Source organism: Streptomyces sp. NPDC002779 (genome assembly GCF_042888685.1).
Lineage (GTDB): Bacteria > Actinomycetota > Actinomycetes > Streptomycetales > Streptomycetaceae > Streptomyces.
Genome location: NZ_JBIAQC010000006.1, coordinates 109,723 through 134,476, shown reverse-complemented (window position 1 = coordinate 134,476; position 24,754 = coordinate 109,723). Strand labels below are relative to the sequence as shown.

The window sequence follows — 24,754 nt, the reverse complement described above, 5'->3', positions numbered from 1 at the left end:
AACGACGACCGACCGGAGTCGATCAGAAGTCCATGTCACCGCCCGGCATGCCGCCCGGAGCGGCCGCGGCGGCCTTCTCCGGCTTGTCGGCGATGACGGCCTCGGTGGTGAGGAACAGCGCCGCGATGGAGGCGGCGTTCTGCAGCGCGGAACGCGTCACCTTCGCCGGGTCGATGATGCCCTCGGCGATCATGTCGACGTACTCACCGGTCGCGGCGTTCAGGCCGTGGCCGACGGGCAGGTTGCGCACCTTCTCGACGATGACGCCGCCCTCGAGACCGCCGTTGACGGCGATCTGCTTGAGCGGGGCCTCCAGCGCGAGCTTCACGGCGTTGGCGCCGGTCGCCTCGTCGCCCGAGAGGTCGAGCTTCTCGAAGACCGAGGAGGCCTGCAGCAGGGCCACGCCACCACCGGCGACGATGCCCTCCTCGACGGCCGCCTTGGCGTTGCGCACGGCGTCCTCGATGCGGTGCTTGCGCTCCTTGAGCTCCACCTCGGTGGCGGCACCGGCCTTGATGACGGCCACGCCGCCGGCCAGCTTCGCCAGACGCTCCTGCAGCTTCTCGCGGTCGTAGTCCGAGTCGCTGTTCTCGATCTCGGCGCGGATCTGGTTGACCCGGCCCTGGACCTGCTCCGAGGAGCCGGAACCGTCGACGATCGTGGTCTCGTCCTTGGTGATGACGACCTTGCGGGCCTTGCCCAGGAGGTCCAGGGAGGTGTTCTCGAGCTTGAGACCGACCTCCTCGGAGATGACCTCGCCGCCGGTGAGGATGGCGATGTCGTTCAGCATCGCCTTGCGGCGGTCGCCGAAGCCCGGGGCCTTGACGGCGACGGACTTGAAGGTGCCGCGGATCTTGTTGACGACCAGGGTCGACAGGGCCTCGCCCTCGACGTCCTCGGCGATGATCAGCAGCGGCTTGCCCGACTGCATGACCTTCTCCAGCAGCGGGAGCAGGTCCTTGACCGAGGAGATCTTGGAGTTGGCGATCAGGATGTACGGGTCGTCGAGGACGGCCTCCATACGCTCCATGTCGGTGGCGAAGTACGCCGAGATGTAGCCCTTGTCGAAGCGCATACCCTCGGTGAGCTCCAGCTCCAGACCGAAGGTCTGGGACTCCTCGACGGTGATGACGCCTTCCTTGCCGACCTTGTCCATGGCCTCGGCGATGAGCTCGCCGATCTGGGTGTCGGCGGCGGAGATGGAGGCCGTGGAGGCGATCTGCTCCTTGGTCTCGACGTCCTTCGCCTGCTCCAGCAGGGCGGCGGAGACGGCCTCGACGGCCTTCTCGATACCGCGCTTCAGGGCCATCGGGTTGGCACCGGCGGCGACGTTGCGCAGGCCCTCGCGGACCAGCGCCTGGGCGAGAACGGTCGCCGTGGTCGTACCGTCACCGGCGACGTCGTCCGTCTTCTTGGCGACTTCCTTGACCAGCTCGGCGCCGATCTTCTCGTACGGGTCCTCGAGCTCGATCTCCTTGGCGATGGAGACACCGTCGTTGGTGATCGTGGGGGCGCCCCACTTCTTCTCGAGGACGACGTTGCGGCCCTTGGGGCCGAGCGTCACCTTCACGGCGTCCGCGAGCTGGTTCATGCCGCGCTCGAGGCCGCGCCGCGCCTCCTCGTCGAACGCGATGATCTTGGCCATGTGAAGTGGTCCCTCCAGGACTGGGGGTGATTCCTTCGGACCGCGCCCGCGCCCGCGACGGACGGCTCGCCGGCCTGTGGTTCCTTGCCCCACCTGGCCTGCGGGCCTCACCGACCCGGTCCTTCGTTGTCACTCTCACCTTCAGAGTGCTAACGCCAATGATTAGCACTCGGGGTAGGCGAGTGCAAGCGGCTCTCGGGTTTCGGGCCCCTGCGTGCGGTTCTCATGCGGTTGCCGTCCGGTCCGCCGGGCACACGGAAGGGCTCGCACCCGGGGGGTTGGTCCCCTTGGTGCGAGCCCTTCAGCGGAAGACGTAGCTTGCGGTTCGTTGGTCGCGCGTTCAGGCAGATACGCGAACCATGTCGGCCTGCGGGCCCTTCTGGCCCTGCGAGATCTCGAACTCGACCCGCTGGCCCTCTTCCAGGGTGCGGTACCCGTCCATCTGGATCGCGCTGTAGTGGACGAAAACATCCGCACCACCGTCGACCGCGATGAAGCCGTACCCCTTCTCCGCGTTGAACCACTTGACGGTGCCCTGAGCCATGCCTAACTCCCCTATTACTGGCCCTTGCACAGATCCGCACTTCGCGGATCCGGGTCAGACCTCACCCCCCACGGTTTGGGGGCGTGCGCCGGAACGCGTCGACCGCGGCTGAATGTATCTGTCCAACTGCCGTCTGCAACAGGTCAATCGGACGAGAATTCTGGACGCGCACAGTCCGGAATGTAGTGAGAATTCGCCCGAACTCAGGGCAAGTCGGGCCCCATAAAAGGAGCAGATGACGCAAAAGGCGCGCACACTTTGGCTACTTCTCGTCGCATAGGGCTTCAGGACTCATATGCGCCCGGCATGCGAAGTGGGGCGGGTTCCCCAACTGTACCGCGCTCAACCAAGCAGAATTGCCCCCTCCGTTTGTCTTACGGAGAGGGCAATTCGATGAACTCAGAGTGATACGCCTTACCGACGGTAACGATCAGCCGCCGGCCACCGCCGGAATGATGGAAACTCCGGCGCCGTCGGGGATCGCCGTCTGCAGGCCCTGCTCGAAGCGGACGTCGTCGTCATTGACGTACACATTCACGAACCGGCGCAGCTTGCCCTGGTCGTCCAGGACCCGGGCGGCGATTCCGGTGTGGTTCTTCTCCAGGTCGGCGATGACCTCGGCGAGGGTGCCACCCTCGGCCGTCACCTCGGCGGCACCACCGGTGTAGGTGCGCAGGATGGTGGGGATGCGGACTTTGACGCTCATGAGTCGAGGCCAGCCTCTCGGAAGGAGTCGAGGTTCGGGCGGATCGTCGCGGTGAGGCCGGTGCCGGCCACCGCGTCGAGGGTCTTGAGGCCGTCGCCGGTGTTGAGGACGACCGTCGTCTTGGTGGGGTCGAGCAGGCCGTTCTCGATCAGCTTGCGCGTCACGCCCACCGTCACGCCACCCGCCGTCTCCGCGAAGATCCCCTCGGTCCGGGCCAGCAGCTTGATCGCGTCGACCACCTGCTCGTCCGTCACGTCCTCCACCGCGCCGCCGGTGCGCCGGGCGATGTCCAGGACGTAGGGCCCGTCGGCCGGGTTGCCGATGGCCAGCGACTTGGCGATGGTGTTCGGCTTCTGCGGCCGGACCACGTCGTGGCCCGCCTTGTAGGCCACCGACACCGGCGAGCACCCCTCGGCCTGCGCGCCGAAGATCTTGTACGGCCTGTCCTCGACGAGCCCGAGCTTGATCAGCTCCTGCAGCCCCTTGTCGATCTTCGTCAGCTGCGAGCCGGACGCGATCGGCACGACGATCTGGTCCGGGAGCCGCCAGCCGAGCTGCTCGCAGATCTCGTACGCCAGGGTCTTGGAACCCTCCGCGTAGTACGGCCGCAGGTTGACGTTGACGAAGCCCCAGCCCTCGCCGGCCGGGTCGCCGATCAGCTCGGAGCAGAAGCGGTTCACGTCGTCGTAGTTGCCCTCGATGCCGACCAGCTCGCCGCCGTACACCGCGGCCATCACGACCTTGCCCTGCTCCAGGTCGTGCGGGATGAACACGCAGGAACGGAGGCCGGCGCGGGCCGCGGCGGCGCCGACGGCACCGGCCAGGTTGCCCGTCGACGAGCAGGAGAGCGTGGTGAAGCCGAAGGCCCGGGCGGCCTCCAGGGCCTGGGCGACGACCCGGTCCTTGAAGGAGTGCGTCGGGTTGCCGGAGTCGTCCTTCACATACAGGCCGCCGGTCACGCCGAGCTCGCGGGCCAGGTTGTCGGCCTTGACGAGCGCGGTCCAGCCGGGGTTGAGGTTGGGCTTGCCGGCCACGTCCGAGGGGACGGGCAGCAGGGGCGCGTAACGCCAGATGTTCGCGGGTCCCGCTTCGATGCGCTTGCGGAGTTCCTCGGTGTCGTACGCCGAGAAGTCGTAGGCGATCTCCAGCGGGCCGAAACACTCCTCGCACGCGAAGACCGGGCCGAGCGGGACGCGGTGTCCGCACTCCCGGCAGCTCAGGGCGGCGGCGGGACCGAGATCGACAGTGGTGTTCCCGGTGCTTGCGACAGTCTGCACAGCCATGTGAGGCGAGGCCCTTTCTCCTCATCTTCCTCACGACGCATCTCGCCGTGAGACGGATTTGGCACCTTCCCTAGCCGGGAGCCTCGCGTGAACGAGACCGGCTGGAGGGTTGCCGGGGCTTCATCGGGCCGTATCCCTCTGCCCCTCTGGATGAGCGGTATGAAGTTGTGAACGCCGGGCCGGCCAGGACATGCGATGGTCACCCGCGTTGTTCAAGACTGTAACCGACGACCGGGACAGTTGAGATAGTCGTCCGAACGGCGAGATGGATCACAAACAGCGGATCACAAGCGAAGGAGCCGCCTACGTGCTGGAAGAAGTCGAGCGCTGGCTGAGCACCCGCTCCTGGTCGGTGACCGATCGCCCGCTCCACCAGATCATGGCCGCGAAGCGCAGCTCGGGCCAGTCCGTCTCCGTCGTGCTGCCCGCGCTCGACGAGGAGGAGACGGTCGGTGACATCGTCGCCGTCATCCGGCACGACCTGATGCACCAGGTCCCGCTGGTCGACGAGATCGTCGTCGTCGACTCCGGGTCCACCGACCGCACCGCCGAGGTCGCCGCGGCGGCCGGGGCGACGGTCGTGCACCGGGACGCGATCCTGCCGCGGCTGCCCGCCGTGCCCGGCAAGGGCGAGGTGCTCTGGCGCTCGCTGCTGGTCACCCGCGGCGACATCGTCTGCTTCATCGACGCGGACCTGAAGGAGTTCTCCTCGGACTTCGTCTCCGGCATCGTCGGCCCGCTGCTCACCGACCCCGGGGTGGACCTCGTCAAGGCGATGTACGACCGCCCGCTCGGGCAGGCGGCGGGCCAGGGCGGCCGGGTCACCGAGCTGATGGCCCGCCCGCTGCTGAACATGCACTGGCCGCAGCTCGCCGGCTTCGTGCAGCCGCTCGGCGGGGAGTACGCGGCCCGCCGCTCCCTGCTGGAACAGCTCCCCTTCCCCGTCGGCTACGGCGTGGAGCTCGGCATGCTGGTCGACGCGCTGCACCTGGCCGGCCTCGACGCGCTGGCCCAGGTCGACGTCGGGGTGCGCAAGCACCGGCACCAGGACGGCCGGGCGCTCGGCCGGATGTCCGCCGCGATCTACCGCACGGCCCAGCTCCGGCTGGCCCGCGGACACCTCATCCGCCCCGCGCTCACCCAGTTCGAGCGCGGCGAGGACGGTTTCGAGCCGCGGACGTACTCGGTGGACACCGAGGAGCGGCCGCCGATGGCGGAGATAGCGGAGTACGCGTCCCGCAAGGTGGCGTAACCCACGCCGCACGCGGCGCATCGCACGTTTGAGCGTTTACGGCACGGGCTAGGTTGGAGCACATGGCTTCCATGTACGGCGCCGCTCAGGTGCTGGTCGCGTCGAACCGCGGCCCGGTCTCCTATGAAGTGCAGGAAGACGGCTCGTTGCGCACCAAGCGCGGGGGCGGCGGACTGGTGTCGGGCCTCTCGGCCATCGGCCCGGACGCCGGTGCCCTGTGGGTGTGCTCCGCGCTGTCCGACGGCGACCGCGAGGCGGTGCGGCGCGGGGTGGGCGAGGACGGCGTGCGGATGCTCGCCGTACCGGCCGAGGTGCACGCGGACGCGTACAACGGCGTCGCCAACTCCGTGCTCTGGTTCGTCCACCACATGCTCTACCAGACCCCGCTGGAGCCCACCTTCGACTCCGCGTTCTGGCGGCAGTGGGAGAACTACGTCCGCTTCAACCGGGCCTTCGCCGAGGCGCTGGCCGACGAGGCGGCCGAGGGTGCGGCGGTCCTGGTGCAGGACTACCACCTGACGCTGGTGCCGGGGCTGCTGCGCAAGCTCCGCCCCGACCTGCGCATCAGCCACTTCTCGCACACCCCGTGGGCCCCGGTGGACTACTTCCGCATGCTGCCCGACCGGGTGGCGCGCGAGGTGCTGGAGGGCATGCTCGGCGCCGACCGGCTCGGCTTCCTCACCCAGCGCTGGGCGGACGCGTTCACCGCGTGCTGCACGCAGCTGGTGGGCGGGCTCGGGGACACCGAGGTCGGGGTGCACGGGCTGGGGGCGGACGCGGACTTCCTGCGCCGCCGGTCGCACGAGGCGGACGTCGAGGAGCGGATGACGGCGCTGCGCGCGGAGATCGGGGAGGGCCGCCGGACGATCGTCCGGGTGGACCGGACCGAGCTGTCGAAGAACATCGTGCGCGGGCTGCTGGCCTACCGGCAGCTCCTCGACGACCACCCCGAGTGGCGCGAGCGGGTCGTGCACGTGGCCTTCGCCTACCCCTCCCGGCAGGACCTCGCCGTCTACCGGGAGTACACGGCCGAGGTGCAGCGGGTCGCCGACGAGATCAACGCCCGGTACGGCACCCCGGGCTGGACTCCGGTCGTGCTGCACGTCAAGGACGACTTCGCGCGCTCCCTCGCCGCGTACCGGCTCGCCGACGTGGCCCTGGTCAACCCCATCCGGGACGGCATGAACCTGGTCGCGAAGGAGGTGCCGGTCGTCTCCGACGAGGGATGCGCGCTGGTGCTGTCGCGGGAGGCGGGTGCGTACGAGGAGCTCGGCGAGCACGCGATCGTGGTGAACCCGTACGACGTCCTGGACACCGCGCGCGCCCTGCACGAGGCCCTGACGATGCCGCCGCACGAGCGGGCCGACCGCTCCAAGCGGCTGGCCGCGGCGGCCACGGCCCTGCCCCCCGCGCAGTGGTTCATGTCCCAGCTGCGGGCGCTGACCGGCTGATCCCGCCGGCTCACCGCAGGTGCGCCGCCAGCTCGCTCAGTAGCGCCACCACTCCCGCGGGGCCCGGGACCACCAGGTCGGCCTTCTCCTGGAGCTCCGGGACCTGCTCGGTGCCCCTGCTGCACACCAGCAGGCCGGGGGTGCCGTCGGCGCGGAGTTTGTCGACGGCCGCGTAGGCGGGCAGGTCGCCCAGGTCGTCGCCGGCGAAGAGGACCGAGGTGGCGTCGGTCTCGCGGACGTAGCCGAGGAGGGCGACGCCCTTGTCCATGCCGGGCGGACGCAGTTCCAGGACGAGCCGGCCCGGTTCGACGATCAGGCCGTGCCGGGCGGCCAGCTCGGCGAGGGGCTCGCGCAGGGCCTCGAAGGCGGCCTGCGGATCACCGGCCCGGCGGGTGTGCACGGCGACCGCGCTGCCCTTCTCCTCGATCCAGGTGCCGCGCCAGGCGCCGACCCCGTCGAGGAATCCGGGCAGCTCCGCGCGGACGGCGGCGACCCCGGGGTGGGGGGCGGGGGCGTTGACGGTGCCGGTGACGGCGTCCCAGCGCTCGGCGCCGTAGTGGCCGAGGACGACGAGACGCTCCAGGCCCGGCACCCCGGCGAAGCCGCCGTGGCGGACCGCGACTCCGGCGGGCCGGCCGGTGACCACGGCGACGGCGGCCACCTTCGGCGCGAGCGCGGCGAGCGCGCCCACCGCGTCCGGATGCGCCCGTGCCTGTTCGGGGTCCGGCACGATCGGCGCGAGGGTCCCGTCGAAGTCGATGGCGATCACCGCCCGCGCGGGTTCGGCGAGGATCGCGTCGAGGCCGGCCCGGCCGGCGGGGGTGACCGGGGTCGGCAGGGAGGTCGATTCGGTGTGGCTGCCCATACGGCGACCCTATCCAGCTCCGCCCTCGCCGGTCAGCAGGGCCTCACCGCTCCGCTCGCCGTGACTCGCGCACCCTGCGCAGCCGGTTCACCGTCACCGGGTCGTGCGCGAGGGCCCGCTCGTCGTCCAGGAGGGCGTTGAGGAGCTGGTAGTAGCGGACGGGGGCCAGGCCCAGTTCCTCGCGTATCGCGCGCTCCTTGGCGCCCGGGCCGGAAAAGCCGCGGCGTTCCAGGGCGAGGATGGACTGTTCCCTGGGGTTCAGCGGGTCCGGTGCCATACCTGGCACCGTAACCCCCGCCACCGACAGTCCGGCTACTCCGCGCTCTCCTCCGCCACCGCCGTCACCTGCAGCCGGCGCAGCACCGTGGCGGGGCTGCCGCCGGGGGCGACCGCGGTGCCGATCTTCTCCTTCACCGCCGCGCTGACCGCGGCCCAGGAGGTACGGCCCACCGGGTAGAGCTCGGAGGTGGGCAGGGCCTTGAGGAAGGGCCGGAGACCGGCGTCCTGCTCCGCGGCGCTCATGGTGTCCCAGACCGAGTTGGTCACGGGCAGCAGGTCGTACTCGCGGGAGAAGGCGAGCACGTTCTTCTCGTCGTAGACGAAGTCGAGGAAGTCGCCGGTCTCCTTGGCGTGGCCGTTCTGCTTGAACGCCATCATCCAGTCGGCCACGCCCATGGAGACCTTGCTCGGCCCGTCCTCGCCGGGCATCGGCACCATGCCGAACTCCACGCCCTTCGCGGCGGCCGCCTTCATCAGCGAGGGATGCCCGTTGAGCATGCCGACGTCGCCGTCCGTGAACGCCTCGAAGGCGTCGGCGCGGTTGAGCGAGGCGGGCGCGACCGGTCCCGTCAGCTCCTTGTCGACCAGTTCGTCCTTCAGCCAGCCGAAGGTCTGGATGTTCTCCGCGGAGTCGATGCCGTAGGTACCGGCGTCGGTGTCGGTGTAACCGCCGCCCCCGCTGAGCAGCCACTGCATGGTCTCCGCCTGCGCCTCCTCGGGTCCGAGCGGCAGGGCGTACGGGTACTTCACCCCGTCCGCCTTCAGCGCCTCGGCGTCGGCGGCGAGCTCCTGCCAGGTCTCGGGGGGAGTGATGCCGGCCCGCTCGAAGAGGGACTTGTTGTAGAAGAGCAGACGCGTGGAGGAGGCGAACGGCATGCCGTACTGGGTGCCGTTGACCGCGCCCGCGGCGGCCAGCTGCGTGAGGAAGTCGGCCTGGGTGGTGATGGAGAGCAGCTCGCTGGCGGTGTACAGCTTTCCGGCCTTGGCGTAGTCCGCGTAGGCCCCGATCTGCGCCAGGTCAGGTGCCTTCCCGGCGTCCACGAGCTCCCTGACCTTGCGGTCGACCTCGGTCCAGGAGTAGACGCTGACCTCGATGTTCACGTCCGGGTGGGTCTTCTCGTACTCCTCGACCAGCGAGGCCCAGTACTTCCGGGAGCTGTTCGCCGCGCTGTCGCCGTAGTCGGCGGCGACCAGCCGCAGCGTGACCTCGTCCGACCCTCCGGTCAGGCCGCAGCCGCCCAGCACCGCCGTCATGCCCAGTGCGGACACCACCGCGATCATTCCTGCCCCACGCCGCTGCACTGCTCTTCCAGCCCCAACCCTGCGAAAACTTTCGACCCGACGCCATAAGGTCTACACCACGTGAGTGGACTAGACCTCTCCCGGGTCGACGGGCCACACTGTCCCCGTGAGACATGTCATCGCCCTCGACGTGGGCGGCACCGGGATGAAGGCCGCCCTGGTCGGGGCGGACGGCGCTCTGCTGCACCAGGCCCGTCGGCCGACCGGACGCGAGCGCGGCCCCGACTCGGTCGTGGCGGGCATCCTCGACTTCGCCGCCGAGCTGCGCGCGCACGGCGCCGAGACATTCGGCGAGCCCGCCGCCGCGGCCGGTGTCGCCGTCCCCGGCATCGTCGACGAGGCGGCCGGCATCGCCGCCTACTCGGCCAACCTCGGCTGGCGCGACGTACCCCTGCGCGAGCTGATCACCACCCGGCTCGGCGTCCCGGCCGCCCTCGGTCACGACGTACGCACCGGCGGCCTCGCCGAGGGCCGGGTCGGCGCGGGCCGGGGCACCGACCGGTTCCTGTTCGTGGCGCTCGGCACCGGCATCGCGGGCGCGATCGGGGTGGACGGGCGGGTGGAGGCCGGGGCGCACGGGTTCGCGGGCGAGATCGGCCATGTCGTCGTACGCCCCGGAGGCGCTCCCTGCCCCTGCGGACAGCGCGGCTGCCTGGAACGGTTCGCCTCCGCGGCCGCGGTGAGCGAGGCCTGGGCGAGGGCGGACGGGAACCCGGACGCGGACGCGGCCGACTGCGCCAAGGCCGTCGCGTCCGGTGACCCGAACGCCGTGCGTGTCTGGCAGGAGGCCGTGGACGCCCTGGCCGACGGCCTGGTCACCGCCCTCACCCTGCTGGACCCGCGCACGCTGATCATCGGTGGCGGCCTCGCCGAGGCGGGGGAAACCTTGTTCACACCCCTGCGGGACGCCGTCCGGCGCAGGGTCACCTTCCAGAAGGTGCCGGAGATCGTCCCGGCGGCTCTGGGGGACACGGCGGGCTGTCTGGGCGCGGGCCTCCTGGCCTGGGACCTGCTGACTACTACAACTCGGATCCAGGAGGAACCCACCTGATGGCAACCCCCTCAGGGGCGCGGGACAGTGCTCAATTGCGGCTCCGCCGCGGGGCGCGCTCAGCCCCCACCGGCCCGCAGATGGTCCTCAAGGGAGCCCACGTAGCACTCCCCACAGGAGTGATCGACAACGGCCAAGTGATCATCGAGGGCGACCGAATCGCCGCGACCGCGCAAGAGAACGCCCAGGTCATCGACGTAACCGGCCATTACCTGGTCCCCGGCTTCGTAGACCTCCACAACCACGGCGGAGGCGGAGCCTCCTTCACCTCGGGCACCGTCGACGAAGTCCTCCGCGGCATCGACACCCACCGCCGCCACGGCACCACCACCCTCGTCGCCTCCACGGTCACCGGTGACATGGACTTCCTCGCCCAGCGCGCGGGATTCCTCTCCGAGCTGGCCGAGCAGGGCGACATCGCCGGGATCCACTTCGAGGGCCCGTTCATCTCCCCGTGCCGCAAGGGCGCGCACTCCGAGGAGCTGCTGCGCGACCCGGACCCGGCCGAGGTGCGCAAGCTGATCGACGCCGCGCGCGGCAAGGCCAGGATGGTCACCCTCGCCACCGAACTGCCCGGCGGCATCGACTCCGTACGCCTGCTCGCCGAGCACGGCGTCATCGCGGCGATCGGCCACACGGACGCGACGTACGAGCAGACGGTCGAGGCGATCGACGCGGGCGCCACCGTGGCGACGCACCTCTTCAACGCGATGCCCGCCCTCGGCCACCGCGCCCCGGGACCGATCGCGGCCCTCCTGGAGGACGACCGGATCACCGTCGAGCTGATCAACGACGGTACGCATCTGCACCCCGCCTCCCTGCAGCTGGCGTTCCGTCACGCGGGCGCGGACCGGGTGGCGTTCATCACCGACGCGATGGACGCGGCCGGCTTCGGCGACGGCCGGTACATGCTCGGCCCGCTGGAGGTGGAGGTCGCCGACGGCGTCGCCCGGCTGGTGGAGGGCGGCTCGATCGCCGGCTCGACCCTCACCCTGGACCGTGCCTTCAAGCGCGCGGTGACGGTCGACAAGCTGCCCGTGGAGGACGTGGTGAAGGCCCTGTCCACCAACCCGGCCCGGCTGCTGGGGATGTCCGACACGATCGGCTCGCTGGAGCCGGGCAAGTACGCCGACCTGGTGCTTCTGGACGACGCCTACGAGGTGAAGGGCGTGCTGCGCCGGGGCGCATGGGTAATCGATCCCCAACTGGGCTGATCCGTCCGGCACCTGTGCGACGGCGGCCGTTCCGAGGGCTGGGACGGCCGCTCTGTCTTTGGCATGATCAGGACCGGAACAGACGGCACCACTGACCCGGGGAGGTCGGCCCGGGTGATCCTCACGGTCACGCTGAACACCGCTCTCGACATCACGTACCGCGTAGCGGCGTTGCGCCCGCACGCCTCCCACCGCGTCTCCGAGGTCCTCGAACGCCCCGGCGGCAAGGGCCTGAACGTGGCGCGGGTGCTGGCGGCCCTCGGCCACGAGGTGACCGCCACCGGCTTCACGGGCGGCGCGACGGGCGGGGTCGTACGCGACCTGCTCACCGACGGTACCGGGGTGCGCGACGCCCTCGTCCCGCTCGCCGGTACGACCCGCCGCACGATCGCGGTCGTCGACGGCCGCACCGGCGACACCACCCAGCTCAACGAGCCGGGCCCGGTCGTCACCCCGGCCGAGTGGTCCGCCTTCCAGGAGTTTTACGACACTCTGCTCGCGTCGGCGGACGCGGTGGCCCTCTGCGGCAGCCTCCCGCCGGGCCTCCCGGTCGGCGCCTACGCGAGCCTGGTCCGCGCGGCACGCGCCGCGGGCGTCCCGGTGCTGCTGGACACCAGCGGCGAACCCCTGCGCCGGGCCGTCGCCGCCCGCCCGGATGTCATCAAGCCCAACGCCGACGAGCTGGCCGAGCTGACCGGCTCCCACGAGCCGTTGCGCGCCACGCGGGACGCCCGCCGCCGCGGCGCCCGCACGGTGGTCGCCTCGCTGGGCGCCGGCGGTCTGCTCGCCCACACCCCGGGGGGCCGCTGGCGGGCCGTCCCGCCCGCACCGCTGCGCGGCAACCCGACCGGCGCGGGCGACGCGGCGGTCGCGGGCCTGCTGTCGGGCCTGGTCGAAGGTGTCCCCTGGCCGGACCGGCTGGCCCGCGCGGCGGCCCTGTCCGCGGCGAGCGTGCTGTCACCGGTGGCCGGGGAGTTCGACCGGCGGACCTACGAGGAACTGCTGGGCCGGGTGGCCGTGACGGGTGAGGCCTAGCCCTTGACCTGCCCGGACTTCAGCCACAGCTGGTCCAGCAGGACGTTGCACTTGTCGCCCTCGGCGCAGGACACCGAGATGGTGTTGGTGCCCTTGTTGAGGGTCGGGTAGGCGTACGTGGTGGTCCAGCCCTTGGCGAAGTCGCCGTCGGCGGCGTTCGCGAAGTTGTCCATGCGCAGCTTGGAGCCGAACGGCTTGCCGTTGACCGTCAGCGTCATCGACTGGTTCTCGCCGGCCGCGCTGTAGCGCGCGAACAGCGTGTAGTCGCCGTCCGCGGGGATGCCGTCCACGGTCCAGGTGACCGAGTTGCCGACCTGGTTGAGGTTGCCGACGTAGAAGCCGCCGGAGGACTGGGCGCCCTGGACGTCCGAGGCGATCGCGGCCGTGCCGCCGAGGCGCAGCGACTTGCCGTCGACCGGCTTGATCTCTTCCTTCTCCTCGGCGCTGCTGCTGGCCGACGGGCTCGGGTCCGTGCTCTGGGACTGGGTCGGCGTGGAGTCGGCCTGGTTGCCGCCGTCGTCGTCGCCTTCGCCGCCCGCCATCGCCACCGCGATACCGATGACGACCGCGGCGACCACCGCGATCGCGCCGATCAGCAGCCCTCTGGTGTTCGGCCCCCGGCCGCGGCCGCCGCCGATGCCGTCGCTGTAGGAGGCCATCTGCTGCTGGGTGGTCGGGGCGCCGCCCGGGAAGGTCTCGGGGGCCGAGTAGTGCGCGTTCGGCTGGGCGTACCCGCCCTGCTGCTGCGGCACGTGTGCGTAGGGTGCCGCCGTCTGCTGGCCGTACTGCCGCTGGCCCACCGAGCGCACCCGGTTCACCGAGTTCGGGTAGCCGTAGCCACCGGACGGTGGCTGGGCGCCGTTGGCCTGCCCGTCGGCGTAGAGGTAGCCGAACGGGTCGTCGTCCTCGGGCGTAGTGGCGCCGTTGTTGCCGGACGTCATCCCTTGGTCTCCTCACCAGGTGCGGGGCGGATGCGGTACGTGTAGCGAAGGGCGAGCCTACCCGCTCTGGCTGACCCGAACGGGTGACTCGGACCGCATCAGCTCGCTGACCTGGGCTTCATCCCGCACGTCTGTGCTGTTTGGGACGAGATCGTTTCTCTACGTACATCCGCTCGTCCGCGGACTTCAGCACCTCGTCGGCGGTCATGCCGCAGTGGGCCCACCCGATGCCGAAGCTGGCGCCCACCCGCACGGCGCGGCCGTCGACCCGGATCGGCTGGATGATCTCGTTGCGCAGCCGTACGGCCAGGTCCTGGGCGTCGGCCCGGCCGAGCCCGTCGGCGAGCACCACGAACTCGTCGCCGCCGAGCCGGGCCACGGTGTCGCCGTCCCGGACGGCCCCGGAGAGCCGGCGCGAGACCTCGATGAGGACGGCGTCGCCCGCGTTGTGCCCGAACCGGTCGTTGATCGACTTGAAGCCGTCGAGGTCGCAGAAGAGCACCGCGAGGCCCTTGGTGCCGTCGTCCTTGTCACCCTCGGGGGCGACGGTGTGGACGTGGTGGTCGTAGCCGTCGAAGGCCTCGGCGCCGGGGCGGAAGTCGAAGCCGTGGCCGTTGACGTCGTAGGCCGGGTGACCGTAGGCCGCGTCCAGGGACTCCAGGGCACCGGCGTGGGCGGGGCGCTGGCACAGCCGCGAGGAGAGCCGGGCGCGCAGTTCGGCGGAGTTCGGCAGCCCGGTCAGGGAGTCGTGGGAGGCGCGGTGGGCGAGCTGGAGCTCGCGCCGCTTGCGCTCCTCTATGTCCTCGACGTGCGTCAGCAGGAAGCGCGGTCCGTCGGCGGCGTCGGCGACCACGCTGTTACGCAGGGACACCCAGACGTAGGTGCCGTCGCGGCGGCCGAGGCGGAGCTCGGCGCGACCGCCCTCGGCGGAGGTCCTGAGCAGGGTGCCGATGTCCTCGGGGTGGACGAGGTCGGAGAAGGCGTAGCGGCGCATCGCGGAGGCGGGGCGGCCGAGCAGCCGGCACAGGGCGTCGTTGGTGCGCAGGATCCGGCCGTGCTGGTCGCCGCCCATCTCGGCGATGGCCATGCCGGAGGGGGCGTACTCGAAGGCCTGCCTGAAGCTTTCCTCGCTGGCCCGCAGCGCCTGCTGCTCGCGCTCCAGCCTGACCAGCGCGCGCTGCATGTTCGCCCGCAGGCGGGCGTTGCTGATCGCGATGGCGGCCTGGAACGCGTACATCTGGAGCGCCTCGCGCCCCCACGCGCCCGGCAGCCGGCCGTTGCGCGGCCGGTCCACGGACAGGACGCCGATCAGCTCGCCGCTGCCGCTGCCGTGCACGCCGGGCGTGTGCATGGGGGCGAAGAGCCGGTCCGAGGGATGCCACTCGTCCTCGAAGCGGGGCGCGGGCCCGTCGGTGTACCACTGCGGGACGTCGTCGTCGTCGAGGACCCAGCCCTCGGTGTGCGGTATGAACACCAGGTCGCCCCAGTGCTCGCCCATGCTCAGCCGGCGCTCCCAGGACTCGCGGGAGCCGGTCCTGCCGGTGATCAGCGCATCGGCGGCGGGGTTCCCGGCGAGGGCGGCGACGACGAGGTCGCCGTCGGGGCGGACCAGATTGACGGCCGCGAGCTCGTAGCCGAGTCCGGTGACGACGCCGTCGGCGACGGTCTGAAGCGTGTCCGCCAGGCTGCGCGCGGTGTTCATGTCCGCCATGACCTGGTGCAGTTGTCGCAGGGTCGCAAGACGGACGTACGGCTCCGACTCGGTCTCCATGCTCGCCCTCCCCCCGAGACCTCGCAGCGAATCAAGGGTTGTCTTCGGCGTGTTTTCTGTACGGTGCCCTTGCTGTTCTTGATGAAGGTCCCCCGCCACTGAATCACAGCGCGCTGCCCACCCGGTACACAGGGTCAACAATTACCGGCCCTTGTGACTCAAGTCACAGCTAAAGATGAACAATTGCGCAGTGTTTCTGCGTTTTTCCGGTGCGTTTACCGACCGCAAACTGTGGGTGCTGTCGGTCGGAGGTCCTAGGTCCGTTCTCGGCCCCGGGCCCGATGCGGCGGCCTCGCCCCGGAGACTAGCGTTTCCGGCGTGCCGAACACTCCCCCTGCCGCGCAGGTCCCGATCACCGCACCCGCCCTCGCCGGGCATGCTGAGGGGGTGAGCAACGACGAGTTCCGCGCCGCCATGTCCCGGCTGGCCGCCGGCGTGGTCCTGGTGACCGCCTTCGAACCCCCGCTCGCCGCCGACGGGCCGAAGGGGGAGGACGTGGGCATGACGGCGACGGCGTTCATGTCGGTCTCGCTGGACCCGCCGTTGGTCCTGGTCAGCCTGCGCACGGGCGGCCGGATGGACGACCTGCTCGACGAGCAGCCCCTGTGGGCGGTCTCCGTGCTGTCCGAGAGCCAGCGGCACATCGCCGGGCGGTTCGCCATGAAGGGCCGCATCAGCGACCGTCTCCTCTTCGAGGACATCCCCTACGTCCGCGGCGCGGCGACCGGCGCCGCGCTGGTGGGCGGCGCGCTGGCCACCCTGGAGTGCCGCACCGAGCAGCGGGTGGAGGCGGGCGACCACACCCTGGTGATCGGCCGGGTCCTGACGGCGGGCGTGCCGAGCGCGGAGGGCGGGCCGCTGACGTATTTCCGCGGTCGCTATCGCCAATTGGGCTGAGCTCGAATTCATGTGACGGGGCGTGAACTTCCTGCCTAGTGTGCGCGCATGACGACGACCGGACCCCGCCTGGAAACCCTCACGCCGAAGAATGTCGAGGACGCCCTCGCCATCCGGATCCGCCCGGACCAGGAGGACGCGGTCGAGCCGGTGGCGCACTCGCTGGCCGAGGCCTATGTCTGGCCCGAAGTCGCGTGGCCCCGCCTGATCGTCGACGACGGCCGGGCGGTGGGCTTCCTGATGGCGTTCTTCGACATCGACTGGAAGGGCGACGGCACCCTCATCCGCTCCGGCCTGTGGCGCCTGAACATCGCGGCGCGGGAACAGGGCCGGGGCTACGGCCGCTTCGCGGTCGAGTCGGTGGCGGCGGAACTGCGCCGCCGGGGCGGCACCGAAATGTACGTCACCTGGCACCCCGGCCCGACCGGCCCGGAGAACTTCTACCTCGGCCTCGGCTTCGCACCGAACGGGGAGACGAGCGGAGGCCAGACGGTAGGCGTCCTGAAGGTCGCCTGACCGAGCCACGCCTACAGCCCGGCCGGCCACTCACCTCCCAACCGCCTCGACCGCGGCTTCGACCGAACGGCGTGACGAGCGAGGCCAGACGCGAAGGGGCCGGAAGCTCCCCTGACTCAGCCGCACCTCCAACCCGCCCAAGCCGCCTCGACCACGGCTTCGACCGAACGGCGTGACCAGCGGAGCCAGACGGTAGGCGTCCTGTAGGTCGCTTGACCGGGCAACCGAGCCACCGGCCCTTCCTGGCCCGTCAAGCGAGCCGCACTTCCAGCTCCGCCAGGCGCTCCGGGGACGTGACGATGTCGATCGCGGCGATCCGGTCCCGTACGACCGTGAAGGCCAGCACCCGGTCCACGCGCCCGTCGACCAGCGCCGCGAGGCCCGCCCGGCCGTCGACCAGCGCGGGCCGGGTCAGGCCGGCGAGGGCGGCGTAGCCGGAGGCGCCCCTGGCCACGGCGAGGGCACCGGTCGCCACCCCTGCCTCGCTCCGCGCCACCACATCCGGGTCGAGCACCCCGACCAGTGCGTCGAAGTCCCCGTCCCGGACGGCGGCGAGGAAGGCGTCGACGACCGCCCGCTGCCGGGCCGGATCCCCCGGCGCCGGTTCCGCGCCCCGCACCCGGCGCCGGGCCCGGCTCGCGAGCTGCCGGGTGGATGCGGGCGTACGGCCGAGCACGGTCGCGATCTCCTCGAAGGGCACCGCGAACAGGTCGTGCAGCACGAACGCGAGCCGTTCGGCGGGGGTGAGGGTGTCCAGGACGACGAGCAGCGCGACCCCGACCGAGTCGGCGAGCAGCACGTCCTGCTCCGGGTCCGCCCCGGCCGCGGGCCGCGGTCCTACGGCGTCCAGGGGCCGCTCGCCCCGGGAGCCGCGGGAGCGGAGCATGTCGAGGCAGACCCGGCCGACGACGGTGGTCAGCCAGCCGCCGAGGTTGTCGATCCGCGCGGCCTCGGACCGGCTGAGCCGGAACCAGGCCTCCTGCACGGCGTCCTCGGCCTCCGCGGCGGAGCCCAGCACGCGATGGGCGACAGCGTGCAGACGCCCTCGGTGCGCCTCGAAGCGCTGGGCGAGTACGTCGTGGTCGGTGGTCATCGGTCCGTCACATCCTCTCGTCGTGGCCCGTGCGGTCACTGACATGACGGACGGGACGAGGGCGATGTGACGGGGTGGGGCGACGGGGTACTGAGGCAGACGGTTGCCGCCGGTCACTATCCCCAGTCACGGCCCGAACGGCCCCGCTTGGTGTCCGAGCGCTGCTTCTTCTCCCGCAGCCGCCGTTCGTTGATGCCCCGGGGGATGCGGGTGGCCCGGCGCGGCTTCGGCGGCGGCGCCGTGGCCTCCGCCAGCAGCGCCGCGAGGCGCACCGCCGCGGTCTCGCGGTTGCGCCACTGGGAGCGGTGCTCGGAGGAGCGGACCGTGACGACGCCGTCGACCAGGCGCCCGGCCAGCCGCTCCAGCGCGCGCTGCTTCCACACCTCGGGCAGCGCCTCGGTGCGCGCGATGTCGAAGCGGAGCTCCACCTGGGAGTCGCTGGTGTTGACGTGCTGTCCGCCGGGCCCCGAGGAGCGCGAGAAACGCCACAGGAGCTCGGCCTCGGGGAGCGAGACGGAGCCGCGAACGACGTAAGGACCGGACATGCCGTCCATCGTCGCGCGTCTGTCCGGTCCACGTCACGCGAATATCCCGGGGACCTCCGAAAGGGCGAGTAAAGAAAGTAAAGCGACGGGGGAACCTCGCGTACCCCTCTCGACGTTCATAGAGGTAGCTGTAGCTTCGTGCTCGTACGCAAAACGAGGGAAGGGACTCCCAAACAATGGCTGTAAGCCTGTCCAAGGGTGGCAACGTCTCGCTCACCAAGGAGGCTCCGGGCCTGACCGCCGTCACCGTGGGCCTCGGCTGGGACGTCCGCACCACCACCGGCACGGACTTCGACCTCGACGCCTCCGCGATCGCGGTCAACCCGCAGGGCAAGGTCTACTCCGACGCCCACTTCGTCTTCTTCAACAACAAGCAGACCCCGGACCAGACGATCGTCCACACCGGCGACAACCGCACGGGTGAGGGCGAGGGCGACGACGAGGCGATCAACGTCAACCTGGCGGGCCTCCCGGCCGACGTCGAAAAGATCGTCTTCCCGGTCTCGATCTACGACGCCGAGAACCGCTCGCAGAACTTCGGCCAGGTCCGCAACGCCTACATCCGCATCCTCAACCAGGCCGGCGGCGCCGAGATCGCGCGCTACGACCTGTCCGAGGACGCGGCGACGGAGACCGCCATGGTCTTCGGCGAGCTGTACCGCAACGGCGCGGAGTGGAAGTTCCGCGCGGTCGGCCAGGGCTACGCCTCGGGCCTGGTCGGCATCGCCCAGGACTTCGGCGTCAGCGTCTGACCGTTCGCACCGACGCACCCGAACCCCCGGCTCCGGCCGGGGGTTCGGTCGTGAAGCAGTAGCGTCCTCGGCATGCTTCTCGAACGCCTGCCCGTCTCCCCCGGCCATGACATCCCGGGCCCGCTGCTCACCGAACTCGCCGCGCTCTACGCCTCCAACCGCGACTTCCACGCCCTCAGCGGCGACTTCCCGGGCCCGGACGACATCCGGCCCGAGCAGGTGGCGGCGGCGCTGGCCGAGGAGTTGGCGCACCCCGGTGCCGAGGTGCTGCTCGCCCGCAGCGAGGGGCGGCTCGTCGGAATCGTGATCACCCTGGCCCGGCATCCCGATCCGGCCGACCCGGACCCCTGGATCGGTCTGCTGATGGTGGACGCGAGCGCGCACGGTCAAGGGCACGGGCGGCGCATCGCGCAGAGCGTCGAGGACCGCTTCCGCACGGCCGGCCGCACCGCCGTACGCCTCGCCGTCCTCGCCGGCAACCCCGCGGCCCTGGCCTTCTGGACCGCCCTCGGATACGAGACCGTCGACCACCGTGCGGACCGCCGGCTGGGCCGCCCGTGCGCGGTCCTGCGCAAGCCGCTGCGCACCCTCCGCCGCGCCGCCCGCGTCGCCGTGCTGGACCCGGAGGGGGCGGTGTTCCTCTTCCGGTACGACAACATCGAGGTCGGCGTGCACTGGGCGCTGCCCGGCGGCGGGCTGGAACCCGGCGAGGGCCCGCGCGAGGGCGCCCTGCGGGAACTGGGCGAGGAGACGGGCTGGACGGATCTGGAGCCGGGGCCGCTGCTGTGCACCTGGGAGCACGACTTCACCCACGCCGTGGGCCCGGTCCACCAGCACGAGCACATCTACGTCACCCGGGGCCCGCGCCGCGAACCTTCCGGCCCCCATCTCGCCGCCGCGCACGCCGAGGACGGCATCCTCGCCTGGCGCTGGTGGACGCGCGCGGAACTGGCCGCGGCACCCGATCCCCTCTGGCCGCCCGACCTGGCCCGGCTGCTGACGGAGTGGGAGACGCCGGTGTGACGGGCAGGGCGGCGAGGGGAAGTTCAGGCCGTCAGGGGCGGTCCGGTTTTCCCTCCCCGTACAGCCAGTCCGTCCAGATCCCGCTGAAGTCCTCGTCCGGCGCCCGCCGTTCGACGTACCGGGTGAAATCACCGGTGCTCGCGTTCCCGTGGCGCCGGGCCGCCGCCCACCCCCGGACGAGACCGTGGAAGGCGTCGTCGCCCACCCGCTGCCGGATCTTGTGCAGGACCATCGCGCCCCGGTCGTAGACCGGCCGGTCCGAGATGTGCCCGGCGCCGGCCGGCTCGGCGGGCGGGAAGGCCCAGAGGTCGGTGTCGTCACTGGCGTACAGCGCCTCGAAGGTTCGCTGCGCGCTGTCACCGCCGTGGTCCTCCTGCCATAGCCACTCGGCGTAGGTCGCGAACCCCTCGTTGAGCCACATGTCCTTCCAGGACTCGGGCGTGACGGAATTGCCGAACCACTGGTGGGCGATCTCATGAACCAGCAGCCCGGTGTCGGGGGTGCCGGGGAAGACGGGCCGGTTCTGGGTCTCCAGGGCGTACTCGGAGTCCCCGGCGCGGGCGATGATCACGCCGGTGGAGGAGAAGGGGTACGGCCCGAAGGTGTCCCGTGCCCACGCCATGACCTCGGGAAGCTCGTCGGCGTTCTCCTCCCGCGGGTGCACGGCCGTGTACACGGGGACACCCCCGGCTGTGGACCGGCGGATCTCGTACCCGCCGATGGCGACCGTGGCGACATAGCCGGCCATCGGCTCGGTGACGCGCCAGCTGAAGGTCGTACCGCTCCGAGAGGTCCGCTCGCCGGTCAACTCCCCGTTGGAGACGGCTCGCAGGCCCCGGGGCACGGTGACCTCGATGGTGTAGGTCGCCTTGTCCGAGGGGTGGTGGTTGCCGGGGAACCACGCCATGGAGCCCGTCGGCTCACCGAGCGCGAGGGCGCCGTCGTCGGTGCGCAGCCAGCCCTCTTGGGAGCCGTCCGGGTCGGTGATGGTCCGGGGGGTGCCGGAGTAGCGGACCCGCACCTCGAAGGTGTCGCCCCCGTCGAGGGCGCGGGGCGGGCGGACGGTGAGCTCCTGGCCGCCGCGGCTCCAGCGGGTGGTCTCGCCCTGGACGGTGACGGCGTCGACCGTCAGGCCCAGCAGGTCCAGGTCGAAGGCGGAGAGGTCCTGGGTGGCGCGGGCGGTGATCGTGGCCGTGCCGGTGAGCCGGTGGGCGGCGGGGTCGTAGGCGAGATCGAGGGCGTAGTGGCCGACGTCGTAGCCGCCGTTGCCCGCCTTCGGGAAGTACGGGTCGCCGACACCGGGGGCGCCGGAGGTGCCAGGGCCGCCGCCGCACGCTGTCAGCGCCAGCACGACCAGGGCAGGGGCAAGGCGCACGGACCGGGACACGATCGCGATCCTACGAGGCCATGACACCATCACCTGGTGCTCGACATCGGCTACGCCCTCTCCAACCGCTTCCCGGACCCCCCGCAGACGGACTACCGCCGCGCGGACGTCCACGCGCTGCGGCACGACCTGTTCTGCGGTGACGTCTACCTCGCGGACACCAAGGCGGACCGGGAGTTGTCCACAGCCTGGGGATGGGTGCCGGTGCTGGACTTCGCGTGGGCGCTGTGCGACATCGTGGAGCGGATCGACCGGGACCCGGCGGGCTCCCGGGCCTCCCGCCCGCAGCGGGCGGAGCTGGACTTCACCGAGTCCACCGACCGGATGCTCTTCGAGCGCCGCTTCGGCTGGGTGGACGTGGAGGCGGACTGGATGCCGGCGGAGGAGGCCCCGCTGACCTTCTCCCACAGCGAGCTGCGCCGTGAGGCCCGCGACTTCCTGCACGACCTCATCGCCGACCTGTGCGACCTGCACGAGGACCTGGCGGAGAACCCGGCGATCTGGACCCTCCAGGCCCGCTTCCCCCGCATGGCTTGACCCTCAGCCCCGGCACTCCCCCCGCAAGCGGTGCCACTCAGCCCCGGCGCGTCCCCACGAGCCCTGCTCTCGCACCGCCCGCGTCCGCCACCTGCCCCGCCCCTCAGCCCCGGCACTTGCCCCGCAAACCGTGCCCCTCAGCCCCAGCGCCCCCGCGAGCCCTGACGCGTGTGCCGCCCGCATCCGCCCACACCGCCCGGACCCATGCGCAGCCCGCGCCCGCGGTCTGCCGCCTGCCCTGACCCTCAACCCCGGCGCTTCCCCCGCAACCCGTGCCCCTCAACCCCAGCGCCCCCGCGAGCCCTGACGCGTGTGCCGCCCGGACCCATGTGCAGCCCGCGCCCGCCGCCTGCGGCCTGCCCTGACCCTCAACCCCGGCGCTTCCCCGCACGCCGTGCCCCCCGGCCCCAGCGCCTCCCCACGCGCCCTGGCTCTCGCCCCGCCCGCGCCCGCCCAGCCCTGACCCGTGTGCCGCCCGCGCCCGCCGCCTGCGGCCTGCCCTGACCCTCAGCCCCAGCGCCTCCCCCCGCAAACCGTGCCCCTCAGCCCAGCACCAGCGCCTCCCCCACATGTCCCGCCCCTCAGCCCTGGCGCTCCCCCGCCCCGCGAGCCCAGCCCCCACCCCCGCTCAGTCCTCCACCCGGATCCCCAGTGCCCCCGCCAACACCGGCGCCAGGTCCAGCAGTTGCCCCGTGCTGATCACCGCCCCCGACAGCCGCTCCACCCCGCGCGCGACCTCCAGCGCGGCCGCGTCCCTGAGGTCCACGTCCGTCAGGGTCGCCCCGGCGAGGTCCGCGCCCTTCAGCACGCAGCCGGGGAACGCGACCCGCTCCAGCCTGGCGCCGCCGAAGTCCGGCTCCACCAGGACGCAGTTCTCGAAGACGACGTCTCTGAGGCGACTCCCGCGCAGGTTCAGATAGTCGATCTTCCCCCCGCGGATCACGACGCGCTCCAGGACCGCGCCGTGCAACTGGACACCGCCGAGGCGGGCATCGTGCACCTCCACGTCCCGCAACGTCGCCTCGGAGAGATCCGTGCCGACCCCGCGCGGAGCGGTGAGCACCGAGTCCAGGAAGCGGGCCCGGACCAGTCTCGTGCCGTCCAGCACGCACGCCCCGAGCGCGCAGTCCATGAAGCGGGCGCCGCCCCCGTCCTGCCCCGCGAGATCCGCCTCCCGGAACTCGAGCCCGTCATAGTCCCCGTCCGGCTCCAGCCCGCCCCCGGTATGCGGCTCCAGCGCCGGCAGCCGCACCTCGGGGCGCCGGGCCGCCTTCACCCTCGTACCGCCACCACCCGTAGTCGCCATGCGCCCCATCCTGCACCCCACCACTGACAACGGCCCTGACCTGCACAAACCCCGCCGATGTCACACTTCGGGGCGCTCGCTGCGTCGTACTGGCAGAAAGGCCGGCCAGCACCAGGCCCCGAAGCAGCAGGCCACCCGAGCAGAGGGAGACCCCCATGCACCGCATCACCGTCATCGGCGGCGGCTTCGCCGGACTCGCCGCGGCCATCACCGCCGCCGAAGCGGGCGCCCAGGTCACCGTGTACGAGGCCCACCACACGCTGGGCGGACGGGCGCGGACCGCCGAGGGCCCGTACCGGACCAACGAGGGACCGCACGCCCTCTACAACGGCGGCCCGCACTGGGCCTGGCTCAAGCAGCGCGATCTGATCGGGGCGCTCGCCCCGATCCCGCCCCTGGAGGCCGCCCGGCTGCGGCTGCTCCACAAGGGCGCGCTGCGCCGCACCCCGCCCTTCGGCATGCTCAAGCTGCTGCGCCGCGGGCTGCCCCAGGCACCCGTCGACGTGGACTTCCTGACCTGGGCGACCGAGATCGCCGGCGAGGAGGGCGCCCGCGCCGCCGCCCACTACTCGGCCGTGGCCCTCTTCCACCACGATCCCGGCGCGCTGTCCGCCGCCTTCGTGCAGGAGCGGCTGCGCCGCGCCACCAAGCTCCCCCCGGAGGCGCACTACCCGCGCGGCGGCTGGGGCAGTGTCGTCGGGCGGATGACCGACCACGCCTGGAACCTCGGAGTCCGGATCGAGACCCTGTCCCGCGTCGACGCCCTCCCGACCGACACCCCGGTCATCGTCGCCACCTCCCTGGACTCCGCCCGGCGGCTGCTGAAGGACGACAGCCTGACCTGGCCGAGCGGCCGGACCGCACTGATCGACCTGGCGCTGCGCACCCGCCGTGGGGACGCCTTCGTCGTGTCCGACCTGGACCGCCCGGGGTGGATCGAGCGGTTCACCGCGCAGGACCGCACCCTCGCCCCGGCCGGCGAGCAGCTGATCCAGGGGCAGATCCCGCTCGGTCCGAAGGAGTCGAAGGCCGCCGGGATCGCCCGTGCCGAGCACCTGCTGGACCTCGCCTTCGACGGCTGGCGGGACCGGGTCACCTGGCGCCGGGAGGCGCTCGCGCACGGCCGTACCGGAGCCGTGGACCTGCCCGGCACCAGCTGGCGGGACCGCCCCGCCATCGACCGGGGCGACGGCGTCTACCTCGCGGGCGACCAGGTCGCCGCGCCCGGGGTGCTCTCCGAGGTGTCCTTCACCAGCGCCCTCACCGCGGTGTCGCTGGCCCTCGGACAGAACTCCCTTGACCTCAAGCATGCTTGAGGTTGAAGAGTGGTCACTCGAACGAGCCACCGAGTGACCGAGT

General features: G+C 71.7%; 24 protein-coding genes and 1 riboswitch. Of the genes, 11 read left to right on the top strand and 13 right to left on the bottom strand.

Annotation, left to right across the window (positions count from 1 at the left end; all coding sequences use genetic code 11):
- Positions 1 to 22: 22 nt before the first annotated feature.
- The 4 genes from groL to thrC all read right to left on the bottom strand — a co-directional run bounded on the left by groL (position 23) and on the right by thrC (position 4,178).
- Positions 23 to 1,645 (bottom strand): chaperonin GroEL, encoded by a 1,623-nt coding sequence (groL, locus tag ACFYW5_RS18700; protein WP_250071891.1) that lies wholly within the window; start codon positions 1,643 to 1,645, stop codon positions 23 to 25.
- Positions 1,646 to 1,985: 340 nt separating this feature from the next.
- Positions 1,986 to 2,189, bottom strand: a complete 204-nt coding sequence (locus ACFYW5_RS18695) for a cold-shock protein (RefSeq protein ID WP_010035953.1) — start codon at positions 2,187 to 2,189, stop codon at positions 1,986 to 1,988.
- Positions 2,190 to 2,619: 430 nt separating this feature from the next.
- Positions 2,620 to 2,895: a MoaD/ThiS family protein gene (locus tag ACFYW5_RS18690; protein ID WP_389418106.1), complete on the bottom strand. Its 276-nt coding sequence runs from the start codon at positions 2,893 to 2,895 to the stop codon at positions 2,620 to 2,622.
- Complete coding sequence (gene thrC / locus ACFYW5_RS18685; protein WP_389418104.1) at positions 2,892 to 4,178, bottom strand: threonine synthase; 1,287 nt, start codon at positions 4,176 to 4,178, stop codon at positions 2,892 to 2,894. The genes ACFYW5_RS18690 and thrC overlap by 4 nt, the downstream gene beginning before the upstream one ends.
- An 18-nt stretch (positions 4,179 to 4,196) precedes the next feature.
- Positions 4,197 to 4,335: riboswitch (SAM riboswitch) on the bottom strand.
- Between the two features lie 150 nt (positions 4,336 to 4,485).
- Between thrC and ACFYW5_RS18680 the strand changes: the two genes are divergently transcribed.
- Positions 4,486 to 5,430, top strand: coding sequence for a glucosyl-3-phosphoglycerate synthase (locus tag ACFYW5_RS18680; protein WP_389418103.1), 945 nt, complete (start codon positions 4,486 to 4,488; stop codon positions 5,428 to 5,430).
- Between the two features lie 62 nt (positions 5,431 to 5,492).
- Positions 5,493 to 6,881 (top strand): trehalose-6-phosphate synthase, encoded by a 1,389-nt coding sequence (locus tag ACFYW5_RS18675; protein ID WP_389418102.1) that lies wholly within the window; start codon positions 5,493 to 5,495, stop codon positions 6,879 to 6,881.
- Positions 6,882 to 6,891: 10 nt separating this feature from the next.
- On the opposite strand, the gene otsB is transcribed toward ACFYW5_RS18675, so the two are convergent.
- From otsB to ACFYW5_RS18660, 3 genes are read right to left on the bottom strand one after another with little or no spacing between them, the layout of a single operon-like run.
- Positions 6,892 to 7,746, bottom strand: coding sequence for a trehalose-phosphatase (gene otsB / locus ACFYW5_RS18670; RefSeq protein WP_389418101.1), 855 nt, complete (start codon positions 7,744 to 7,746; stop codon positions 6,892 to 6,894).
- Between the two features lie 43 nt (positions 7,747 to 7,789).
- On the bottom strand, positions 7,790 to 8,023 hold the full coding sequence (locus tag ACFYW5_RS18665; protein WP_389418100.1) for a DUF3263 domain-containing protein: 234 nt from the start codon (positions 8,021 to 8,023) through the stop codon (positions 7,790 to 7,792).
- 35 nt (positions 8,024 to 8,058) lie between these two features.
- A complete protein-coding gene (locus ACFYW5_RS18660) occupies positions 8,059 to 9,306 on the bottom strand; it encodes an ABC transporter substrate-binding protein (protein WP_389418099.1) in 1,248 nt (415 codons plus the stop codon).
- A 127-nt stretch (positions 9,307 to 9,433) separates the two neighbouring features.
- Here ACFYW5_RS18660 and ACFYW5_RS18655 point away from each other — a divergent pair, with 127 nt between their 5' ends.
- From ACFYW5_RS18655 to ACFYW5_RS18645, 3 genes are all read left to right on the top strand, one after another.
- Positions 9,434 to 10,378: an ROK family protein gene (locus ACFYW5_RS18655; protein ID WP_389418098.1), complete on the top strand. Its 945-nt coding sequence runs from the start codon at positions 9,434 to 9,436 to the stop codon at positions 10,376 to 10,378.
- An 80-nt stretch (positions 10,379 to 10,458) separates the two neighbouring features.
- Entirely contained in the window at positions 10,459 to 11,592 is a 1,134-nt protein-coding gene (gene nagA / locus ACFYW5_RS18650) for an N-acetylglucosamine-6-phosphate deacetylase (RefSeq protein ID WP_389418426.1), read from the top strand.
- 114 nt (positions 11,593 to 11,706) lie between these two features.
- The gene (locus ACFYW5_RS18645) at positions 11,707 to 12,627 is read left to right on the top strand and encodes a 1-phosphofructokinase family hexose kinase (protein ID WP_389418097.1); all 921 of its coding nucleotides are present in this window, start codon (positions 11,707 to 11,709) and stop codon (positions 12,625 to 12,627) included.
- On the opposite strand, the gene ACFYW5_RS18640 is transcribed toward ACFYW5_RS18645, so the two are convergent.
- On the bottom strand, positions 12,624 to 13,568 hold the full coding sequence (locus ACFYW5_RS18640; RefSeq protein ID WP_389418096.1) for a carbohydrate-binding protein: 945 nt from the start codon (positions 13,566 to 13,568) through the stop codon (positions 12,624 to 12,626). The two genes, ACFYW5_RS18645 and ACFYW5_RS18640, sit on opposite strands and share 4 nt — an antisense overlap.
- A 118-nt stretch (positions 13,569 to 13,686) precedes the next feature.
- Positions 13,687 to 15,339 carry a diguanylate cyclase CdgB gene (cdgB, locus tag ACFYW5_RS18635; RefSeq protein WP_389418095.1) on the bottom strand — a complete coding sequence of 551 codons (1,653 nt, stop codon included), beginning with the start codon at positions 15,337 to 15,339 and terminating at the stop codon, positions 13,687 to 13,689.
- Positions 15,340 to 15,657: 318 nt separating this feature from the next.
- On the opposite strand from cdgB, the gene ACFYW5_RS18630 reads away from it, so the two are divergent.
- Together ACFYW5_RS18630 and ACFYW5_RS18625 are read left to right on the top strand one after the other, a co-directional pair.
- Positions 15,658 to 16,236, top strand: coding sequence for a flavin reductase family protein (locus ACFYW5_RS18630; RefSeq protein WP_389418094.1), 579 nt, complete (start codon positions 15,658 to 15,660; stop codon positions 16,234 to 16,236).
- 48 nt (positions 16,237 to 16,284) lie between these two features.
- The gene (locus tag ACFYW5_RS18625) at positions 16,285 to 16,752 is read left to right on the top strand and encodes a GNAT family N-acetyltransferase (RefSeq protein ID WP_389418093.1); all 468 of its coding nucleotides are present in this window, start codon (positions 16,285 to 16,287) and stop codon (positions 16,750 to 16,752) included.
- Between the two features lie 250 nt (positions 16,753 to 17,002).
- On the opposite strand, the gene ACFYW5_RS18620 is transcribed toward ACFYW5_RS18625, so the two are convergent.
- Positions 17,003 to 17,845 carry a sigma-70 family RNA polymerase sigma factor gene (locus ACFYW5_RS18620; RefSeq protein WP_389418092.1) on the bottom strand — a complete coding sequence of 281 codons (843 nt, stop codon included), beginning with the start codon at positions 17,843 to 17,845 and terminating at the stop codon, positions 17,003 to 17,005.
- Positions 17,846 to 17,961: 116 nt separating this feature from the next.
- Positions 17,962 to 18,399: an alternative ribosome rescue aminoacyl-tRNA hydrolase ArfB gene (gene arfB, locus ACFYW5_RS18615; RefSeq protein ID WP_389418091.1), complete on the bottom strand. Its 438-nt coding sequence runs from the start codon at positions 18,397 to 18,399 to the stop codon at positions 17,962 to 17,964.
- Between the two features lie 167 nt (positions 18,400 to 18,566).
- Here arfB and ACFYW5_RS18610 point away from each other — a divergent pair, with 167 nt between their 5' ends.
- Positions 18,567 to 19,142 (top strand): TerD family protein, encoded by a 576-nt coding sequence (locus ACFYW5_RS18610; protein ID WP_389418090.1) that lies wholly within the window; start codon positions 18,567 to 18,569, stop codon positions 19,140 to 19,142.
- A 72-nt stretch (positions 19,143 to 19,214) separates the two neighbouring features.
- Positions 19,215 to 20,165, top strand: coding sequence for a GNAT family N-acetyltransferase (locus ACFYW5_RS18605; protein WP_389418089.1), 951 nt, complete (start codon positions 19,215 to 19,217; stop codon positions 20,163 to 20,165).
- Between the two features lie 31 nt (positions 20,166 to 20,196).
- Here ACFYW5_RS18605 and ACFYW5_RS18600 read toward each other — a convergent pair whose 3' ends face one another.
- A complete protein-coding gene (locus ACFYW5_RS18600) occupies positions 20,197 to 21,582 on the bottom strand; it encodes a M1 family metallopeptidase (RefSeq protein WP_389418088.1) in 1,386 nt (461 codons plus the stop codon).
- Between the two features lie 6 nt (positions 21,583 to 21,588).
- On the opposite strand from ACFYW5_RS18600, the gene ACFYW5_RS18595 reads away from it, so the two are divergent.
- A complete protein-coding gene (locus ACFYW5_RS18595) occupies positions 21,589 to 22,089 on the top strand; it encodes a hypothetical protein (RefSeq protein WP_389418087.1) in 501 nt (166 codons plus the stop codon).
- Positions 22,090 to 22,717: 628 nt separating this feature from the next.
- Here ACFYW5_RS18595 and ACFYW5_RS18590 read toward each other — a convergent pair.
- The gene (locus tag ACFYW5_RS18590; RefSeq protein WP_389418086.1) at positions 22,718 to 23,404 is read right to left on the bottom strand and encodes a pentapeptide repeat-containing protein; all 687 of its coding nucleotides are present in this window, start codon (positions 23,402 to 23,404) and stop codon (positions 22,718 to 22,720) included.
- 146 nt (positions 23,405 to 23,550) lie between these two features.
- On the opposite strand from ACFYW5_RS18590, the gene ACFYW5_RS18585 reads away from it, so the two are divergent.
- Positions 23,551 to 24,711: an NAD(P)-binding protein gene (locus ACFYW5_RS18585; RefSeq protein ID WP_389418085.1), complete on the top strand. Its 1,161-nt coding sequence runs from the start codon at positions 23,551 to 23,553 to the stop codon at positions 24,709 to 24,711.
- Positions 24,712 to 24,754 lie beyond the last annotated feature (43 nt).

Coding starts and splice junctions, on each gene's coding strand:
- groL (WP_250071891.1), bottom strand. CDS start 1,645: ATGGCCAAGATCATCGCGTTCGACGAGGAGGCGCGGCGCGGCCTCGAG.
- ACFYW5_RS18695 (WP_010035953.1), bottom strand. CDS start 2,189: ATGGCTCAGGGCACCGTCAAGTGGTTCAACGCGGAGAAGGGGTACGGC.
- ACFYW5_RS18690 (WP_389418106.1), bottom strand. CDS start 2,895: ATGAGCGTCAAAGTCCGCATCCCCACCATCCTGCGCACCTACACCGGT.
- thrC (WP_389418104.1), bottom strand. CDS start 4,178: ATGGCTGTGCAGACTGTCGCAAGCACCGGGAACACCACTGTCGATCTC.
- ACFYW5_RS18675 (WP_389418102.1), top strand. CDS start 5,493: ATGGCTTCCATGTACGGCGCCGCTCAGGTGCTGGTCGCGTCGAACCGC.
- otsB (WP_389418101.1), bottom strand. CDS start 7,746: ATGGGCAGCCACACCGAATCGACCTCCCTGCCGACCCCGGTCACCCCC.
- ACFYW5_RS18665 (WP_389418100.1), bottom strand. CDS start 8,023: ATGGCACCGGACCCGCTGAACCCCAGGGAACAGTCCATCCTCGCCCTG.
- ACFYW5_RS18660 (WP_389418099.1), bottom strand. CDS start 9,306: ATGATCGCGGTGGTGTCCGCACTGGGCATGACGGCGGTGCTGGGCGGC.
- nagA (WP_389418426.1), top strand. CDS start 10,459: ATGGTCCTCAAGGGAGCCCACGTAGCACTCCCCACAGGAGTGATCGAC.
- ACFYW5_RS18640 (WP_389418096.1), bottom strand. CDS start 13,568: ATGACGTCCGGCAACAACGGCGCCACTACGCCCGAGGACGACGACCCG.
- cdgB (WP_389418095.1), bottom strand. CDS start 15,339: ATGGAGACCGAGTCGGAGCCGTACGTCCGTCTTGCGACCCTGCGACAA.
- ACFYW5_RS18625 (WP_389418093.1), top strand. CDS start 16,285: ATGACGACGACCGGACCCCGCCTGGAAACCCTCACGCCGAAGAATGTC.
- ACFYW5_RS18620 (WP_389418092.1), bottom strand. CDS start 17,845: ATGACCACCGACCACGACGTACTCGCCCAGCGCTTCGAGGCGCACCGA.
- arfB (WP_389418091.1), bottom strand. CDS start 18,399: ATGGACGGCATGTCCGGTCCTTACGTCGTTCGCGGCTCCGTCTCGCTC.
- ACFYW5_RS18610 (WP_389418090.1), top strand. CDS start 18,567: ATGGCTGTAAGCCTGTCCAAGGGTGGCAACGTCTCGCTCACCAAGGAG.
- ACFYW5_RS18605 (WP_389418089.1), top strand. CDS start 19,215: ATGCTTCTCGAACGCCTGCCCGTCTCCCCCGGCCATGACATCCCGGGC.
- ACFYW5_RS18600 (WP_389418088.1), bottom strand. CDS start 21,582: ATGGTGTCATGGCCTCGTAGGATCGCGATCGTGTCCCGGTCCGTGCGC.
- ACFYW5_RS18590 (WP_389418086.1), bottom strand. CDS start 23,404: ATGGGGCGCATGGCGACTACGGGTGGTGGCGGTACGAGGGTGAAGGCG.
- ACFYW5_RS18585 (WP_389418085.1), top strand. CDS start 23,551: ATGCACCGCATCACCGTCATCGGCGGCGGCTTCGCCGGACTCGCCGCG.